The 16,395-nt window shown below is 62.5% G+C and carries 18 protein-coding genes and 2 tRNA genes; 7 read left to right on the forward strand and 13 right to left on the reverse strand.

Annotated features, from left to right (window positions below; translation table 11 throughout):
- The first annotated feature begins 10 nt into the window (after positions 1-10).
- Complete coding sequence (locus ACGK9R_RS09630; protein WP_394580631.1) at positions 11-1,594, forward strand: ribonuclease J; 1,584 nt, start codon at positions 11-13, stop codon at positions 1,592-1,594.
- Here the strand turns inward: ACGK9R_RS09630 and moaE are convergent.
- From moaE to ACGK9R_RS09680, 10 genes are all read right to left on the reverse strand, one after another.
- Positions 1,566-2,057, reverse strand: a complete 492-nt coding sequence (moaE, locus tag ACGK9R_RS09635; RefSeq protein WP_394580633.1) for a molybdopterin synthase catalytic subunit MoaE — start codon at positions 2,055-2,057, stop codon at positions 1,566-1,568. The genes ACGK9R_RS09630 and moaE overlap by 29 nt on opposite strands.
- On the reverse strand, positions 2,058-2,852 hold the full coding sequence (moaC, locus tag ACGK9R_RS09640; RefSeq protein WP_394580635.1) for a cyclic pyranopterin monophosphate synthase MoaC: 795 nt from the start codon (positions 2,850-2,852) through the stop codon (positions 2,058-2,060).
- Positions 2,853-2,856: 4 nt separating this feature from the next.
- Positions 2,857-3,402, reverse strand: a complete 546-nt coding sequence (mobB, locus tag ACGK9R_RS09645; protein ID WP_394580637.1) for a molybdopterin-guanine dinucleotide biosynthesis protein B — start codon at positions 3,400-3,402, stop codon at positions 2,857-2,859.
- Between the two features lie 28 nt (positions 3,403-3,430).
- Complete coding sequence (locus tag ACGK9R_RS09650) at positions 3,431-4,660, reverse strand: uracil-xanthine permease family protein (protein ID WP_394580639.1); 1,230 nt, start codon at positions 4,658-4,660, stop codon at positions 3,431-3,433.
- Positions 4,661-4,794: 134 nt separating this feature from the next.
- On the reverse strand, positions 4,795-5,424 hold the full coding sequence (gene upp / locus ACGK9R_RS09655; protein ID WP_394580641.1) for a uracil phosphoribosyltransferase: 630 nt from the start codon (positions 5,422-5,424) through the stop codon (positions 4,795-4,797).
- 79 nt (positions 5,425-5,503) lie between these two features.
- Positions 5,504-6,187, reverse strand: a complete 684-nt coding sequence (ung, locus tag ACGK9R_RS09660; protein WP_394580643.1) for a uracil-DNA glycosylase — start codon at positions 6,185-6,187, stop codon at positions 5,504-5,506.
- Between the two features lie 6 nt (positions 6,188-6,193).
- The gene (gene gpt, locus ACGK9R_RS09665; protein WP_394580645.1) at positions 6,194-6,673 is read right to left on the reverse strand and encodes a xanthine phosphoribosyltransferase; all 480 of its coding nucleotides are present in this window, start codon (positions 6,671-6,673) and stop codon (positions 6,194-6,196) included.
- Between the two features lie 4 nt (positions 6,674-6,677).
- Complete coding sequence (locus ACGK9R_RS09670; protein WP_394580647.1) at positions 6,678-7,223, reverse strand: adenine phosphoribosyltransferase; 546 nt, start codon at positions 7,221-7,223, stop codon at positions 6,678-6,680.
- A 38-nt stretch (positions 7,224-7,261) separates the two neighbouring features.
- Positions 7,262-8,560 carry an NCS2 family permease gene (locus tag ACGK9R_RS09675; RefSeq protein WP_394580649.1) on the reverse strand — a complete coding sequence of 433 codons (1,299 nt, stop codon included), beginning with the start codon at positions 8,558-8,560 and terminating at the stop codon, positions 7,262-7,264.
- Positions 8,561-8,722: 162 nt separating this feature from the next.
- A complete protein-coding gene (locus tag ACGK9R_RS09680) occupies positions 8,723-9,343 on the reverse strand; it encodes a riboflavin synthase subunit alpha (protein ID WP_394580650.1) in 621 nt (206 codons plus the stop codon).
- A gap of 349 nt (positions 9,344-9,692) precedes the next feature.
- Between ACGK9R_RS09680 and ACGK9R_RS09685 the strand changes: the two genes are divergently transcribed.
- The 4 genes from ACGK9R_RS09685 (at position 9,693) to ACGK9R_RS09700 (ending at position 12,849) form a co-directional block, all read left to right on the forward strand.
- Positions 9,693-10,736 (forward strand): methionine ABC transporter ATP-binding protein, encoded by a 1,044-nt coding sequence (locus ACGK9R_RS09685; RefSeq protein ID WP_394580652.1) that lies wholly within the window; start codon positions 9,693-9,695, stop codon positions 10,734-10,736.
- On the forward strand, positions 10,717-11,370 hold the full coding sequence (locus ACGK9R_RS09690) for a methionine ABC transporter permease (protein ID WP_394580654.1): 654 nt from the start codon (positions 10,717-10,719) through the stop codon (positions 11,368-11,370). The genes ACGK9R_RS09685 and ACGK9R_RS09690 overlap by 20 nt, the downstream gene beginning before the upstream one ends.
- Positions 11,371-11,487: 117 nt before the next feature.
- Entirely contained in the window at positions 11,488-12,282 is a 795-nt protein-coding gene (locus ACGK9R_RS09695; RefSeq protein WP_394580656.1) for a MetQ/NlpA family ABC transporter substrate-binding protein, read from the forward strand.
- A gap of 90 nt (positions 12,283-12,372) precedes the next feature.
- Positions 12,373-12,849 (forward strand): GAF domain-containing protein, encoded by a 477-nt coding sequence (locus ACGK9R_RS09700; RefSeq protein WP_394580658.1) that lies wholly within the window; start codon positions 12,373-12,375, stop codon positions 12,847-12,849.
- A gap of 61 nt (positions 12,850-12,910) precedes the next feature.
- On the opposite strand, the gene ACGK9R_RS09705 is transcribed toward ACGK9R_RS09700, so the two are convergent.
- A tRNA-Val gene (locus tag ACGK9R_RS09705) sits at positions 12,911-12,987 on the reverse strand.
- A 50-nt stretch (positions 12,988-13,037) separates the two neighbouring features.
- Positions 13,038-13,114 (reverse strand) — tRNA-Val (locus tag ACGK9R_RS09710).
- Between the two features lie 167 nt (positions 13,115-13,281).
- Here ACGK9R_RS09710 and ACGK9R_RS09715 point away from each other — a divergent pair.
- On the forward strand, positions 13,282-14,352 hold the full coding sequence (locus ACGK9R_RS09715; protein ID WP_394580660.1) for an endonuclease/exonuclease/phosphatase family protein: 1,071 nt from the start codon (positions 13,282-13,284) through the stop codon (positions 14,350-14,352).
- An 18-nt stretch (positions 14,353-14,370) separates the two neighbouring features.
- On the opposite strand, the gene ACGK9R_RS09720 is transcribed toward ACGK9R_RS09715, so the two are convergent.
- Positions 14,371-15,747 carry a class II fumarate hydratase gene (locus ACGK9R_RS09720; protein ID WP_394580662.1) on the reverse strand — a complete coding sequence of 459 codons (1,377 nt, stop codon included), beginning with the start codon at positions 15,745-15,747 and terminating at the stop codon, positions 14,371-14,373.
- 266 nt (positions 15,748-16,013) lie between these two features.
- Between ACGK9R_RS09720 and ACGK9R_RS09725 the strand changes: the two genes are divergently transcribed.
- Complete coding sequence (locus ACGK9R_RS09725; RefSeq protein WP_394580664.1) at positions 16,014-16,388, forward strand: phasin family protein; 375 nt, start codon at positions 16,014-16,016, stop codon at positions 16,386-16,388.
- Positions 16,389-16,395: the final 7 nt, after the last annotated feature.

The following is a 16,395-nucleotide window of genomic DNA, read 5'->3' on the forward strand; positions in this document are numbered from 1 at the left end:
TGAAATAGGAATGAACCTGACGCTTTATGGGTTCGAGGATCACTGGATCGCCATCGATTGCGGCATGATGATTCGCCAGGACCTGCCAAGCGCCCCGCTGCAGGTACCCAATACCCAGACGCTGAGCGAGCTTTCGATCACGCCGAAGGCGCTCTATATCACCCACGGGCACGAGGATCACATCGGCGCGGTCGCCTGGCTCTGGCCAAGATGGCAGTGCCCGATCTACGCCACCCCTCTGGCGGCGGGCCTTTTGCGTCACAAGTTCGCCGAGCACAACCTATCCAGCGTTGCGATCAAGGTGATCGAACCCGGCGACGCCGTCGAGCAGGGCCCGTTCACGCTGCGCTATCTCCTGATGACCCACTCCATTCCCGAGAGCTGCGCCATCATGATGCTCGCCGGCGGCTATCGGGTACTGCATACCGGCGACTGGAAGCTCGACCCCGCGCCCTTGATCGGCCCGAGCGTCAACCCTTCACACTTCCAGGCGCTGGCTCCACTCGATCTGGTGGTGGGCGATTCGACCAACGCGCCGCTGCCCGGCATCGCGGGCAGCGAAGGCGACGTCGCCGAGGCGCTCGGCCGAACGCTCAAGGAGTGCAAAGGGCGCGTGGTGGTCTCCTGCTTTGCCAGCAATCTCGCCCGGGTATGGGCGATCGGCCAAGCGGCGGCTCAAAACGGCCGGCGGGTGAGCCTGATGGGCCGCTCGATGGAGCGCATGGTGAACGTGGCCCGCGGGCTTGGCTATCTCGATGACTTTCCAGCGCTGGTGCCGCCCCAGGATTTGGGCTATCTACCGGCCGATGAAGTCGTAGTGATTGCCACCGGCAGCCAGGGCGAACCGCGTGCCGCCCTGCAGCGCCTGGCGCAAGGACGCCACCCGTTCATGGACCTTGAAGCCGGCGACAACGTGATCTTCTCCGCCAAAGCGATCCCCGGCAACGAGCGCCCTATCGCCGCGCTCAAAAAGCGCTTCGACCGGCTCGGCGTCAGCGTGTTCGACGAAACCAACCACCCGGAGCTTCACGCCACCGGCCACCCCGCTCAGGAGGAGATCAGGACGCTCTATCGCTGGATTCGTCCCGCCGCGCTCTTGCCGGTGCACGGTGAGGCGGTTCACCAGCACGCGCACCAGCGCCTGGCGGAAGAACTCGGCATCAACGCGCCGCTCGCCCCGGTCAACGGCGACCTGCTCTGTCTGGATAACGAAGGCTTGAGAGTCGAGGCGCGCTACCCGCAGCTCCCCCACGTGGTAGATCAGAACAGCGTCACCCCCCATCCCGGGCTCGAATCCGCCCAGCCAGGCAGCGCGCGCCGCGGCACGCTGTTTCTCGCGCTGCCGGTATGCGCCACCGACACTGGCTGGCAGCGCATCGGCCGGCTGATGCTGGACTCGAGCAACGCAAGCCCGATCGACGAGGAGAGCTTTGGCGACTGGCTCGACGAGCGCCTTGAGGAGATCAAGGCCGACACCCTGGCCGAGCTCAGAGAAGCCCTTACCCCGGGGCTGGTTCACTGGCTGGGCGAACACTGCCAGCACCTGCCCGAGGTCCACCTTCAAATCATGGCGAGCGAGTCGCCGGCGGGCTGAGCGACCAGCGCGCCGCATCATTGAGATCGCTTTCGCGCTCCTTGACCCAGTAGTCGCCTTGGCGGGAGTGCTCTTTTTTCCAGAACGGCGCCCGCGTTTTCAAGATGTCCATGATGAAATCGCAGGCGCTGAAAGCTTCGCGCCGGTGGGCGCTGGCCACCACCACTCGCACGATGGGGTCGCCCGGACTCAGCCGACCGACTCGATGGACGATCACGACGCCCTCGAGCGCAAAGCGTTCAAACGCCTCGACCCCTATGTCGTGAAGCGCGCGCTCGGTCATGCCCGGGTAGTGCTCGAGAGTGAGTCCGGTGACGTCCGGCGCCTCGTTGAAGTCGCGCACCAGCCCGGTGAAGCTCACCACCGCGCCGATGTCACGGCGTTGCGCGATCAGGTCGGCGTAGCCCTCATCGAGGGCAAAGGGCGCTTGCTGTACCGATACGAATATCGAAGGGTCGCTCATTCAGCCTCCCGTGACCGGCGGAAAGAAGGCGATCTCGTCCTCGTTGGTAAGCGGCGCAGCGTCGTTGGCCATCACCTGGTTGATCGCGCAGAGCGTACGGGTGTCCGACAGCGCCTCGAAGCGCGCGTCTCGCGCTTTGAGGTGCGCCTTGAGCCCGGCTACGTCGCGGCTTTCGAGCTCGGCAAGTGATAGCGATAAATCGCTTTCGCCGACCCGCTCGCGCAGTTCGGCCAGAAACTTGACCCGCACGCAGGGCGACACCGCACAGCGCTCGCCCAGGCTGACCTCGCCAGGGCTACCCTCGCCGGTAACGATCGGGCCCGGGTCGCGCTGGTAGTCGCCGCGCACGCCGCCGCGCTTGCTCTCGAGCTGGATCGCCTCGATCCGCATCGCCTTGTCGGCGGCCTTACACATATCGTAGAGCGTCAGGCACGCTACCGATACCGCGGTCAGCGCCTCCATCTCGACGCCGGTGCGCCCGGAGAGTTTGCAAAACGCCTCGACGTTGACCGCGCTGGCCTCGAAGTCGAGCTCGAAATCGATACTCACCTTACTCAGCGAAAGCGAGTGGCACAGCGGAATCAGCTCGGCGGTGCGTTTGGCCGCCTGAATGCCGGCGATACGCGCGGTGGCGAGCACGTCGCCCTTCGGCAGGTCGCCATCGCTTAGCAGTTTCAGCGTGGCGGGCGCCATGACGATGCGGCCAGACGCCAACGCTTCACGGCGCGACGCCTGCTTGTCGGCGATATCCACCATGTTGGCTTCGCCCTGTGCGTTCAAATGCGTCAGCTGCATGTCGTTACCTTTTGTCTTCGCTAAACGCGCGGGTCCAGTCGATCACCCAGCGCGCGATCTCATCGATGTTATCAAGGTTTAGCCGCGGGATAGAAGCGTTGAACGTCTCGCCCACCTCGCCCTTGAGCGCGGCGGCCACCAGGTACTCGCTTTGCAGAATCGCCGAATCGCCGATGCCGTCGCGGTAGAGCACGAGCTTGGGCAGCGCGGCCTGCTTGAAGCCTTCGACAATCACCAGGTCCGGTTGGTGCGCGGCCATTAATGACAACAGGTGATCGAGATCCGGCGCCTCGCGCCCCGGGGTCTCCTGCATCAGCGCGTAGCGCTGGCTCGATGCCACCAGCATGGGCGCGGCGCCGGCTTCGCGCAGCCGGTAGCTATCCTTGCCGGGCTTGTCGATATCGAAGGCGTGGTGGGCGTGCTTGATCACGCCGACGTTTAGTCCCAATTCGCGAAGCCGCGGCAATAGTGCGGTCAGAAGCGTCGTCTTGCCCGTACCGCTCCAGGCGGCCACGCCGAGTACGGGAAACGCACGTGGTGTCAGCGACATCAAACCCTCCTTTTATCGCGCCTGCGCTTCAAACCTGCTCTTTTGCCGCCGGCAATAGCGCGTTCAGCGCGATGCCTACCAGCGCCGCCAGGCTCACGCCCTGGAGCGTGAACTGCCCGCCGCCGAACTGCATGCCGCCAATGCCGAAGACCAGAATCAGCGAAACCACCACCAGGTTACGCGGCGCGGTCAGCGACTGGCCGGCGCGCACCAGGGTGTTCATGCCGACCACCGCGATCGAGCCAAACAGCAGCGTCATGATCCCACCCATGACCGGGCCGGGAATGGTCAAAAGCAGTGCTCCCAGTTTGCTGACGAAGGCCAGCACGATCGCAAGCAAGGCAGCGATGATCATGTAGAGCGGGTTGAAAGCGCGAGTCAGCGTGACCGCGCCGGTCACCTCGGAGTAGGTGGTATTGGGCGGGCCACCGAACAGCGCCGCCACCATCGTCGCCAGGCCATCGCCGAGCAGCGTGCGGTGAAGGCCGGGCTTTTCGAGATAGTTCTCCCGCGTGACCGAGCCGATCGCGACCATGTCGCCAATGTGCTCCACCGCCGGGGCGATCGCCACCGGAATCATGAACAGGATCGCAGCCCAGTGAAAGCTCGGCGCGGTAAAGGCCGGCACCGACAGCCAGGCCGCCTCGCGGATCGGGCTAAAGTCAACCACCCCCATGATCAGCGAAAGCGCGTAGCCGGTGATCACCCCGCCGATGATCGGCACCAGGCGTAGAAGGCCGCGACCGAACACTGCCAGCACCAGGGTGACGAAAAGACTCGCCATGGAGAGAAAAATCGCCTGGCCGTAGGCGATGTGGTCGCTGGTTTCGCCTACGGCCATGCTTACCGCGACCGGTGCCAGTGCAAGCCCGATCACCATGATCACCGGCCCCACCACTACCGGCGGCAACAGTCTATTGAGCCACCCGACCCCTTTAAAACGCACGATTTGCGATATAACGGTATAAACAAAACCGGCCGCCATCAGCCCGCCAAGCGTGGCGGGAACACCGAAGCTTGCGATCGAGCCCTGAATCGGCGCGATGAACGCAAACGACGAGGCGAGAAAGACCGGTACGCTCTGGCGCGTCACGCCGTGAAAGACCAGCGTGCCCACGCCTGCGGTGAACAGCGCCACACTCGGGTCGAGCCCGGTCAACAGCGGCACCAGCACCAGCGCACCGAAGGCCACGAAGAGCATCTGCGCCCCGGTCAGAAGCGTTCTGGGCCAGCTCTGCTGGCGTCGTAACCCACTCATTGCCATATCCTTACCCTTGAGGGTCCTGCGTGAAGCAAGCGCCGGGGGGTGAGGCGATTCATCGCGCCACCCTTTCGCGCTCAAAAAAAAGCCCCCAACGCGAGGCGCAAGGGGCGGATGAAAACGGGAGGCGCTCAGCGCGTTCCAAAGATCTTGTCACCGGCGTCGCCGAGTCCCGGCACGATATAGCCGTTCTCGTCCAGGCGCTCGTCGACGGAAGCGGTATAGATATCGATATCCGGGTGCGCTTCTTGTACGCGCTCGATCCCTTCGGGGGCGGCGACCAGCACGATCACTTTCATGCTTTCACAGCCGCGCTCGCGCAGCATATCGAGGGTGGCGATCATCGAGCCGCCGGTGGCGAGCATCGGGTCGATGACGATCGCCATGCGCTCTTCGATATCGTTGGCGAACTTGGAGAAGTACGGCACTGGCTGCAGCGTCTCTTCGTCGCGGTAGAGACCGACCACGCTGACCCGGGCGCTGGGAATCAGGTCGGTCACGCCTTCGAGCATGCCAAGCCCCGCGCGCAGAATCGGCACCACGGTCACCTTCTTGCCTTTCAGGCGCAGAGTGTTGATACGCTCGCCGTTCCAGCCTTCGATCTCGTGGTTTTCGAGCTCCAGATCCTGGGTCGCTTCGTAGGTGAGCAGCTTGGCCACCTCTCCGGCCAGCTCGCGAAAGCTCTTGGTGCTCAAGCCCCCTTCCCGCATGAGGCCCAACTTGTGCTGGACGAGCGGATGATTAATGGCGTAAACACTCATGGAACTACCTCACTGCAGGATGGAAAGCGCCCGGCCGACGCAAAATTGCGCGCCATTCTACCCGCAACCGGGGGCAAGGTTAAGGGGTCTCGGGCAATTGCCAGTTGATCGGCGCTCGCTTCTGCTCTTCCAGAAAGCGGTTCGCCTGGGAGAAGTGGCGATTACCCAGAAAGCCGCGGTGCGCCGACAGCGGCGATGGGTGTGGCGACTCCAGCACCAGGTGGCGCGACTGATCGATCAGCGCCTTTTTCTGCCGGGCGTGGCTACCCCACAGCAAGAACACACAGGGCTTTGCGTGCTCGCTGACGGTTTCGATCGCCGCGTCGGTAAAGCCTTCCCACCCCTTGCCGCGGTGCGAAGCGGCGTTGCCGCGCTCCACCGTCAGGGCGGTGTTCAACAGCAATACCCCCTGCTTCGCCCAGGGCTCGAGAAAGCCGTGGTTGACCGGAATGAACCCGACGTCGCTGGCGAGCTCTTTATAGATATTGACCAGCGACGGCGGCACCGGCACTTGTGGGAGCACCGAAAAGCAGAGCCCGTGGGCCTGGTTGGGCCCGTGGTACGGATCCTGGCCCAGTATGACGACCTTCACCTCGGAGAGCGGCGTCAGCTCGAAGGCGCGAAACCAGTTCGACGAGTGCGGGTAGATCACCTTCTTCGCCGCTTTCTCCTCGGCCAGAAACGCCTTGAGCGAGGCCATGTAGTCGGCCTGAAACTCCTGGCCCAGCCACTCGCTCCACTCCGCGGGTAATGGGTCGGTCATGTCATCTCATCTCTTGATCTGATCGGCGAGCGGTTCGACGTAGGCGATGCCCATGTCCCAGGGAAACTGAATCCAGCAGTTCTGACCCACTTCGGTGAGGTACTGATCCACCAGCGGGCGGCCATCGGGCTTGGCGTAGATGGTGACGAAGTGCGCCCTGGGCAGCATTTCGCGCACCGCCCGGGCGGTCTTGCCGGTATCGACCAGGTCGTCGACCAGTAGCCAGCCGTCGCCGTCGTGGTCGACGCCCTTCAATACGCCGAGCCCGCCCTGATCCATATGGTCGTAGCTCTTGATGCAGACCGTATCGATCAGACGGATATTGAGCTCACGGGCGATCAGCGCGGCGGGAATCAGCCCGCCCCGGGTGATCGCGACGATGCCCTTGAAGTCGCGCTCGATCAGCTGGTGGCAAAGCGCGCGCACGTCGCGGTGAAGCTGATCCCAGGAAACGGTGAAATGCTGGTGGTAGCGGTCGCTGCTCATGGCCCTACTCGTCTTCGTTGAAGGAACAGACGGCGAACACGTTGAAACCCGCGTCGCGAATCTTTTGCGAGCCGCCGAGCTCCGGCAGATCGATGATGGTCGCGGTCTCGACGACCTGTCCGCCGCTGCGCTGGATCAGGTTGGCGGCGGCGAGCATGGTACCGCCAGTCGCGATCAAGTCGTCCATCAGCAGGATACGGTCCTGCTGCTCGAAGGCATCGGCGTGAAGCTCTACTTCCGAATGGCCGTACTCGAGGGTATAGGTTTCACTGATGGTCTTGAACGGCAGCTTGCCCTTCTTGCGCACCGGTACGAAGCTGCAGCCAAGCTCATAGGCCAGCGGCGCACCGATGATGAAACCCCGGGCGTCGATCGCCGCGATGGCATCCAGGTCCATCTCCTGATAGCGGTGCACGAAACTATCGATCAGCTTGCGAAAGGCCGCGCTGTTTTGCAGCAAAGGGGTAATGTCACGAAAGTTGACCCCCTGCTCAGGCCAGTCGGGAACCGTGCGAATAACGGACTTGATGTAGTCGCCGTAGATGCTCATCGCGTCTCTCATTGGTTGAAACGGGCCAGGCTTTTAGCCTAGCCGAAGAAGAAAAATTTGACCGCAAACAGAACACCCAGAATCACCACCGCCGGGTTCAGGTCGCGAAAGCGCCCGGAGAGCGTCTTGATGCCGACGAAGCTAATGAACCCGAGCGCGATGCCATCGGCAATTGAAAACGTCAGCGGCATGGCGAGTGCTGCGATCAGCACCGGAGCGGCGTCGGTCGGGTCTTCCCAATTGGCGTGGGAAAGGCTGCCCGCCATCAGTACCGCCACGTACAACAGCGCGCCGGCGGTCGCGTAGGCGGGAATGGAGCCGGCCAGCGGGGCGAAAAACAGGCTGATCAGAAACAGCACGCCCACGACCACGGCGGTCAGCCCCGTGCGCCCGCCGGAGGCGATGCCCGCGGTGGACTCGATGTAGCTTGTGGTGGTCGACGTACCCAGCGCCGCACCGGCCATCGAGGCGGTACTGTCGGCCATCATGGCGCGGCCGATGCGCGGCAGTTTGCCATCCTTGTCCAGCAGTTTGCCGCGGTGGGCAACGCCGACCAGGGTGCCAGAGGTGTCGAACAGGTCGACGAACAAAAAAGCGAAGATGACGCTTAACATGGCCACGTCAAGCGCGCCGGCCAGGTCCATCGCCATGAAGGTCGGGGCGATCGACGGCGGCATCGACATCAGCCCGCCGTACGCGTTGTGACCCAGCAGCATGGCCACCACGGTCACGCCCAGAATGCCGATCATCACAGCACCGGTGACGTTGAGATAAGCAAGGGCGGTAATGGCGAAAAAGCCGATGAGCGCGTAGATCGGGGCGGGCTGGGAGAGATCACCCAGGGAGACGAAGGTGGCCGGGTTGGCGACGACGATACCGGCATTCTTGAGCGCGATCATCGCCAGAAACAGGCCGATACCGGCGGCGATCCCCAGACGCAGCGACAGCGGGATGGAGTTGATGATCCACTCGCGAATGCGAAAGATGCTGAGCAGGAAAAAGGTCAGACCCGAGAAGAACACCGCCCCCAGCGCCGCTTCCCAGCTGTAGCCCATTCCCAGCACCACCCCGTAGGTGAAGAAGGCGTTGAGCCCCATGCCCGGCGCCTGAGCGATCGGGTAGTTGGCCCAAAGGCCCATGACGAAACAGCCGATAGCGGCGGCCAGGCAGGTCGCGACGAACACCGCGCCGTAATCCATCCCCGCTTCCGAGAGAATGCTCGGGTTGACGAAGATGATGTAGGCCATGGTCAAAAAAGTAGTGATCCCAGCGATCACTTCGGTTTTGACGTTGGTCTTTTGCTCGGTGAGCTTGAAATAGTTATCCAGACCCTTCATTTTTTTTGATCCCTGCGCCCTTTGCGAAGAAAGCCGCACAGTCTACCGAAAGCTCGAAAGCGATGCGAGCCCGGTCGGCGGCGGCCGGTGGGGTGCGGGCAAGCCCGCGATGAGTCTCTAGCAAGCTTCAGGCCATGCTGCTTTGCCGTTTAAACGTACGGCTTACGCTCGGGCGGCCAGCACCCTCTCGACGGTTTCGACGATCACCTGGGTTTGCGGGTCGACCTCGATGTTGACCTTCGCCCCGGGCAGGCGGTGCTTGAGCATCGTGCGCTCGAGGGTTTCCGGGATCAGGTTGACACTGAACTCGATGCGACCGAGAGTGCGGCGCACATCGCCCACGGTCAGGCTGATCCCGTCAACACCGATATAGCCCTTCTCGAACACGAAGCGGCCAAACTCCGCAGGTAGCGCAAACCAGAGCCGCCGGTTGTTCGGCGCCTCGTCGATGGCGACCACCTCGGCCATGCTGATGATATGGCCGGACATGGCGTGGCCGCCGATCTCATCGCCAAAGCGCGCGGCGCGCTCGATATTGACGCTCTCGCCCACCTCGAGCGCACCAAGATTGGTCAACCGGAGGGTTTCACGCATCAGATCGAAGCTCACCCGCTCGCCATCGATCGCCGTAACGGTCAGGCACACGCCGTTGTGCGCCACCGATGCGCCGAGCTCGAGCCCTGCGCGCAGCGCATCACAAAGCGCCACCACGTGGGTGCGAAACCCTTCGAGCTCGCGAATCTCAACGATATTCGCCGTTCCCTGCACGATACCTGTAAACATGCCTCTCCCCTTTCGTGACAAGCGCCAAAAGCGCTGAATGCTCAAAGCGCCATTATCGCCCGTTAAACGGGCCAGGCTAAAGAGCCGGGCGCGTTTTATCCCCTGCACAGCTCAGCCGGCCCTGCCACGGCGGGCGCCAATTGACAACCCGCCAGTGCCTCTTTAGACTTTCGCCGCCATTACGATAGACGCCGATTTGTACCCCGATTGCGGGCGTCCACCAGCCGAGTGCGCGGTGAAGTGCAGCTAAAAGGGTGTGTCAAACGTAAGTGGCCGCCCATGGAGGTGGCCTTTTTTTATGTTAACCCCCGCCACTTTACGTCTTCGGCCTCACCCAAAGGCAGACGCCATGATCGAACTCAGTAACGTTAGCAAAACCTTCGGCAGCGGCGACCGCGCGGTCCATGCCCTGAAGAACATCGACCTGACCATCCCCCAGGGCACCATTCATGGCGTGATCGGCCTGTCCGGCGCCGGCAAATCGACGCTGATCCGCTGTGTGAACCTTCTGGAGCGCCCCAGCGAAGGCCGCGTGTCGGTGGATGGGCGTGAACTCACGACGCTTGACCGCGGCGAGCTCAACCGCGCGCGCCACCGTATCGGCATGATCTTTCAGCACTTCAACCTGCTGACCAACCGTACGGTCTTCGACAACGTCGCGCTTCCGCTCGAGCTCATGGGCGAAAAGCGCAGCGCCATCAAAAGCAGGGTAGCGCCGCTTCTGGACATGGTCGGGCTTTCCGACAAGACACGCATGTACCCGGCCCAGCTCTCCGGCGGCCAGAAACAGCGCGTGGCGATCGCCCGAGCGCTTGCAAGCCAGCCCAAGGTGCTCTTGTGCGACGAGGCGACCTCGGCGCTCGACCCCCAGACCACCGGCGCGATTCTGGAGCTTCTGCGCGACATCAACCAGAAGCTCGGCATCACCATTTTGCTGATCACCCATGAAATGGAAGTAGTGAAGTCGATCTGCCACCGCGTCAGCCTGATCTCCGGCGGCGAGCTGGTGGAGGACGCCGACGTGGGCGACTTCTTCACCGCCCCGCGCACCGCGCTTGGCCGCGAATTCTTGAACGACTTTCTCCAGCTAAGCCCGCCCAAGGAGCTTCTGGCGCGCCTGAGCGATGTCCAGAGCCCGCAGAGCCATCCGGTGGTTCGCCTGACCTTCTCGGGGGATGCGGTTTCGACGCCGCTGATTTCGCGGCTGGCCCGCGAGTGCAACGTCGATGTCAGCATTCTGCAGGCGAAGGTGGAGTCGATTCAGGAGCGCACCCTGGGGCTGATGATCGCCGAGCTTCTCGGCAGCGCCGAGCAAACCCGCAAGGCGATGGCCTATCTTCAAGCGCATCAACTACAGGTAGAGGTACTTGGCCATGTCCAGCGCGATGTTTGATCTCGTTTTACAGGCAACTCTGGATACGCTCTATATGGTGGCGGTGTCCGGGCTGATCTCGACGCTGGTGGGTCTGCCACTGGGCGTACTTTTATACGTGACGCGCCCGCGCCAGATTCTGGCGATGCCCGCGCTCAACCACGCGCTGAGCCTGATCACCAACATCGGCCGCTCGATTCCGTTCATCATCCTGATGGTGGCGATCATTCCGTTTACCCGCATGCTGGTCGGCACCTCGATCGGCATCAACGCCGCCTCGGTGCCGCTGACCATTGCCGCGATTCCGTTCGTCGCGCGGCTGATCGAAGGGGCGCTCAACGAGATTTCGCCGGGCCTGGTCGAGTCCGCTCAGGCGATGGGCGCCACGCCCTGGCAGATCATCTGCAAGGTGCTGATTCCCGAGGCGCGCGGCGGCATCATCACCGGGCTGACCATCACCGTGGTCACCCTGGTGAGCTACTCTGCCATGGCCGGCGCCGTGGGCGGCGGCGGGCTGGGTGATTTGGGCATTCGCTACGGCTACAACCGCTTCAACCCGACCATCATGCTGATCACGGTCGTGGTGCTGGTGGTGATGGTGCAGGGTTTTCAAAGCCTGGGCGACTACCTGGTGCGCAAGAGCGATCGCAAATAGCATCTTGAAAATGACCGGCACGGCATACATATAACTCGAAAGCATTATGATCCGGCTTTTTATTGCTACAATATCGGCTACGTCACAACCAATACGCTCATTCACAGGAGAAACATCATGTACAAGCAGCTGTTCGGCGGCCTGACCGCCCTGGCACTCGCCATCAACGTAGCCAACGCCCAAGAAGCCAAAAGCATCAAGATGGGCACCGTGGCTGGCCCTGAAACTCAGGTAATGGAAGTTGCCGCGCGCATCGCCAAGGAGGAGTACAACCTCGATGTCGAAATCGTCGAGTTCACCGACTACGTGACGCCGAACGCTGCACTGGCCGACGGCAGCCTCGACGCCAACGCCTATCAGCACGCGCCGTATCTCGAAACGATGAACAGCGACCGCGGCTACGACCTCGTTGCCGCCGGCTACACCTTCGTGTATCCAATCGGCGCCTACTCCGAGAAGTACGATAGCCTCGATGAGCTGCCGGACGGCGCCCAGATCGCGCTACCCAACGACCCGACCAACGAAGGCCGCTCGCTGATCCTGATGCACAACCATGGTCTGATCACGCTGAATGACCCGGAGAACCTCGAAGCGACGCCGATCGACATCGCCGAGAACCCGCGCAACTTCCGCTTCCGCGAGATCGAAGCCGCGCAGCTGCCGCGCATTCTGCCGGACGTCGACATGGCGTTCATCAACAACACCTTCGCCCAGCCGGCGGGCCTGGGGCTGGACGACGCGCTGCTGCGTGAAGGCCCGGAATCACCCTACGTCAACCTGATCGCGGTGCGCAGCGGTGACGAGGAGCGCGAGGAAATCCAGCAGCTCGTCGACGCCTACCAGCGCGACGAAGTGATCGAAAAAGCCGAAGAACTCTTCCAGGGCGGCGCCGTGCCGGGCTGGACCGAGTAATACTCTGCTCAAGGCGCCCGGCGAACGCAGCGGCGCCTGACAGGCCGGCCTCATGGCCGGCCTTTTCTTTATGACTCCTACGAGGTCACCATGCCAAGCGTCGATTACGCTCTTTTGAACCGCCAGCTCGAGGCCCTGCTCGACACCCGCGACTGGCTCACCAACAGCGCCCAGACCAGCGCGTTTCTCATGCAGGCGCTTTCTGATCTCAACTGGGTCGGCTTCTACCTGCAGCGAGAAAGAGACGTACTGCACCTGGGGCCGTTTCAGGGCAAGCCCGCCTGCCACCCCATCCCTTTTGAGAAAGGCGTTTGCGGCGCGGCGGCGCGCACCCAAACCACGCAGCGTATCGACGACGTACACGCCGTGGCGGACCACATCGCCTGCGACGCCGCCTCCAACTCGGAGCTGGTAGTGCCGATCGTCGTCGATGGCGCCCTCTGGGGTGTACTCGATATCGATAGCCCCAGGACCGCTCGCTTCAGTCAGGAAGATCAGGCCGGTATCGAGGCGCTGGTCGCCACCTTCATCGCCCGCACCGCGCTCGAGCGCCCCGCCTTCGACTGAGTCACCAGGGGTGGCGCAACGCAAAACGCCCCGACCTTGCGGCCGGGGCGTTTCTGAATTCTGGTAGGACCAGGCGGATTTGAACCGCCGACCTCCACGATGTCAACGTGGCGCTCTAACCAACTGAGCTATGGTCCTTCATGCACTGTCGTTCAAGTGCTCTCTTTTCTACACTGCCAAACGCGGTTTGGTAGGACCAGGCGGATTTGAACCGCCGACCTCCACGATGTCAACGTGGCGCTCTAACCAACTGAGCTATGGTCCTCCAGTGCGGTGCGTATTCTACTTCTTCACGGCTCGATTGCAACCGTTTTTTTAATCGCGCTCATTTTATAGGGTATTGAAAAGAAAGTTCTCTTTTACATCGACACCGCTTTCCCAAGCCAGCTACGCTTAACCGAATATTTCTTATCACACGTTAAGGGGGTTTACTTGCTGACTTTTCTGCTCGGCGGCCTGGCCATGCTTCTGCTGCTGGTGACCGCGATTCCCCACGTGCGCATTCGCTGGTGGCTGGTGCGCAGCTTCGAATTTCCCCGCGTACAGATCGCCCTGGTGGCGCTTTGCAACGCAGCTGCGGCGATGCTGCTGCTGGAGCCGGGGCACTGGCGCTCCGCTACTGGTATCTTCTCGCTGATCGTACTGATCGTCCAGGGCGGCTACATCCTGCCCTGGACCCGGCTCTGGCCGGCCGAAGTGCTGGCGGCGCAGACGCCTGATGAGAGTCGCCAGCTGACGCTGATGATTTCCAACGTCCTGACCCCGAACCGTAACGCCCAAGGGTTGATCGACATGGTCGAGGCAAATCAGCCGGATATTCTGATTACCCTCGAGTCCGATGATTGGTGGCAGACAACGCTCGATGCCGCGCTCGAGGAGCACTGGTCCTACAGCGTCAAGATCCCTCTCGACAACCTTTACGGCATGCACCTCTACTCGCGCCTGGAGCTGACCGATACCGAGGTCAAATGGCTGATTCAGGACGACATCCCCTCGATTCATACTTTCGTGACGCTTGATAGCGGCGAGCGAATTCGCCTGTTCGCGGTGCACCCGCGCCCGCCGGCGCCGAGCGAAAGCGAAAAGTCGCTCTGGCGCGACGCCGAACTTTTATGGGTGGGTAAACACATTCACGAAGACCCGCAGCCTTCGCTGGTCGCGGGGGATCTGAACGACGTGGCCTGGTCGCGCACCACGCGGCGCTTTTGCCGCGTGGGCGGCATGCTCGACCCGCGCCGGGGCCGCGGCATGTTCAGCACCTTCCACGCCAGCTACCCGTTTCTGCGCTGGCCGCTCGATCATATCTTCGTGACCGAACACTTCACCCTGGTGAGCATGCGCCGCCTGCAGGCGTTCGGCTCCGATCACTTCCCGATTATCGCCACCTTCAGCTATACCCCTGCCCGTCAGGACGAGCAGGAGACGCCGGAGGCGACCGAGGAGGAGCGAGAGCAGGCCAACGAGACCATCGCCGAGGGCAAGACGGAGAAACAGGAGAAGTAACCCGCCCGGCCCCTGGGCTTACTCCGGAACGCCGCCCTGGGTCAGCACGGCGGGGTCCAGCAGGCGCTCGAGCGTTTCGCGATCCAGGTCGGTTTCCTCTTCGGCGACATCGAGGATCGGGCGACCCGCCTGGTAGGCCTTTTTAGCCACGGCGGCGGCGGCGTTATAACCGATCGTGCTGTTGAGTGCGGTGACCAGAATCGGGTTGCGCGCCAGCGGCTCCCGAAGGTGGTCTTCGCGCACCTTGAAAGTGGCGATGGCGCGCGTGGCCATAAGGTGCGCGGTATTGCTCATCAGCGTAATCGAGGCCAGCAGGTTCGAGGCCACTAGCGGCAGCATCACGTTGAGCTGGAAGTTACCGCTTTGGCCGGCCACGGTGATCGCGCTGTCGTAGCCGATTACTTGAGCGGCGGCCTGGGCGGCGGATTCGGGAATCACCGGATTGACCTTGCCCGGCATGATCGAACTACCCGGCTGCAGCGCTTCGAGCTCGATTTCACCGAGCCCCGCCAGCGGCCCTGAATTCATCCAGCGCAGGTCGTTGGCGATCTTCATGATCACGCAGGCGAGCCCCTTGAGCTGGCCGGAGAGCTCGACCGCGGCGTCCTGGCTCGAAAGACTAGCGAAGAAGCTGTCGTTGGGCGAAAAGGTGAGCCCGGTCTGGCGGCTCAAATCGCTTGCCACCCGTTCGGCGAAGCCTTCCGGCGCATTGATGCCGGTCCCCACTGCGGTGCCGCCCTGGGCCAGGCGCTGCAGCCGCTCCATGGCGCTGTCGAAGCGCTCGATCGCCTGACCGACCTGGCTCGACCAGCCGCCCAGCTCCTGATCCATGCGCAGCGGCATGGCATCCATCAGGTGGGTGCGCCCGGTCTTGACCACATTCTTGACTTCATCTGCACGCTTGTCGATGGTCTCGCGAAGCGTTACCAGCGCCGGGCGCAGCGACTCCTTGACGGCGATGGCGGCGGCGACGTGAATCGCGCTCGGAATTACGTCGTTGCTCGACTGGCCCATGTTGACATGGTCGTTGGGCGTGACCTCGACGCCCTCTCGCGAGGCGAGCGTGGCGAGCACTTCGTTGACGTTCATGTTGGTCGAGGTGCCGGAGCCGGTCTGGAAGACATCGACCGGGAACTGGTCGTCGTGTTCGCCGTCGATCACCGCTTGCGCCGCCTTCTCGATGGCGCTGGCGCGCGCTTCATCCAGCAGACCCAGCTCTTTATTGCTACGCGCGGCGGCGAGTTTGATCCGCGCTACCGCGTGCACGAAGGCCGTCGGCATCGGTGTGTTCGACACCGGAAAGTTATTGATCGCGCGCTGGGTCTGGGCGCCGTAGAGCGCACTCTCCGGCACCTCGAGTTCGCCCATGCTGTCGCGTTCGGTACGGGTTTTCATTCGACCTCTCCTCTTGTCTTGTCCATTCAATGGTCACCGGGACCTGGCCACTGAATCGTGCCCCACGCCGGGGCTTTGTCCGCGCTGAATGCGCTCGATTCATCCACTTAAACCCTAGTCATGGAACGCGCTTACGACAACATAAGCGAGACCCGGCCGAGAGGTTGCAGCGCACAACGACGCTTGCTATGCTGCAGTGCAGCAAGACGGGCAATAGGGCTCAAATCCCGAGTGCCTACCCGCTATCGATTCAAAAGGAGAACACAATGAGCGCCTTTGACCAGAAGCCACTGAATGAGCAGTTCCACACTTTATTCGTCGCCCCGGTGCAGGCGTTCGTCTCACTTGGCGTGGATGCCTCGGAAAAACTGATCAGCGCCCAGCTCGATGCGCAAAAGGCCTATCTGGAGATGGGGCTCACCCAGACGCGGCAGCTCATAGAGGTCAAGGATGGCGCCGAGCTCAAGGCGTACATGGAGGGCCAGCAGGGCGTGGCGAAAAATTTCGTCGAGCGCGTCAAAAGCGACGCCGACCAGGTCAGCTCGATTCAGCGAGACTTTCTAAGCCAAAGCCAGAAGCTGACCGAGCAGAACGTGCAAAAGGCACAAGAGGCGGCTCAGAACTTCAGCAAGAGCGCCTGAACGCCAA

The sequence above is a fragment of the Halomonas sp. HNIBRBA4712 genome (genome assembly GCF_043558675.1).
GTDB lineage: Bacteria > Pseudomonadota > Gammaproteobacteria > Pseudomonadales > Halomonadaceae > Vreelandella.

Excerpts from the sequence above, each read along its gene's own strand:
- ACGK9R_RS09690 (WP_394580654.1), top strand. The coding sequence starts at position 10,717 with ATGTCCAGCGCGATGTTTGATCTCGTTTTACAGGCAACTCTGGATACG.
- ung (WP_394580643.1), bottom strand. The coding sequence starts at position 6,187 with ATGACCGACCCATTACCCGCGGAGTGGAGCGAGTGGCTGGGCCAGGAG.
- ACGK9R_RS09675 (WP_394580649.1), bottom strand. The coding sequence starts at position 8,560 with ATGAAGGGTCTGGATAACTATTTCAAGCTCACCGAGCAAAAGACCAAC.
- upp (WP_394580641.1), bottom strand. The coding sequence starts at position 5,424 with ATGAGTGTTTACGCCATTAATCATCCGCTCGTCCAGCACAAGTTGGGC.
- ACGK9R_RS09630 (WP_394580631.1), top strand. The coding sequence starts at position 11 with ATGAACCTGACGCTTTATGGGTTCGAGGATCACTGGATCGCCATCGAT.
- ACGK9R_RS09720 (WP_394580662.1), bottom strand. The coding sequence starts at position 15,747 with ATGAAAACCCGTACCGAACGCGACAGCATGGGCGAACTCGAGGTGCCG.
- ACGK9R_RS09725 (WP_394580664.1), top strand. The coding sequence starts at position 16,014 with ATGAGCGCCTTTGACCAGAAGCCACTGAATGAGCAGTTCCACACTTTA.
- mobB (WP_394580637.1), bottom strand. The coding sequence starts at position 3,402 with ATGTCGCTGACACCACGTGCGTTTCCCGTACTCGGCGTGGCCGCCTGG.
- ACGK9R_RS09685 (WP_394580652.1), top strand. The coding sequence starts at position 9,693 with ATGATCGAACTCAGTAACGTTAGCAAAACCTTCGGCAGCGGCGACCGC.
- ACGK9R_RS09680 (WP_394580650.1), bottom strand. The coding sequence starts at position 9,343 with ATGTTTACAGGTATCGTGCAGGGAACGGCGAATATCGTTGAGATTCGC.
- moaE (WP_394580633.1), bottom strand. The coding sequence starts at position 2,057 with ATGAGCGACCCTTCGATATTCGTATCGGTACAGCAAGCGCCCTTTGCC.
- ACGK9R_RS09670 (WP_394580647.1), bottom strand. The coding sequence starts at position 7,223 with ATGAGCATCTACGGCGACTACATCAAGTCCGTTATTCGCACGGTTCCC.
- ACGK9R_RS09650 (WP_394580639.1), bottom strand. The coding sequence starts at position 4,660 with ATGAGTGGGTTACGACGCCAGCAGAGCTGGCCCAGAACGCTTCTGACC.
- moaC (WP_394580635.1), bottom strand. The coding sequence starts at position 2,852 with ATGCAGCTGACGCATTTGAACGCACAGGGCGAAGCCAACATGGTGGAT.
- gpt (WP_394580645.1), bottom strand. The coding sequence starts at position 6,673 with ATGAGCAGCGACCGCTACCACCAGCATTTCACCGTTTCCTGGGATCAG.
- ACGK9R_RS09700 (WP_394580658.1), top strand. The coding sequence starts at position 12,373 with ATGCCAAGCGTCGATTACGCTCTTTTGAACCGCCAGCTCGAGGCCCTG.
- ACGK9R_RS09695 (WP_394580656.1), top strand. The coding sequence starts at position 11,488 with ATGTACAAGCAGCTGTTCGGCGGCCTGACCGCCCTGGCACTCGCCATC.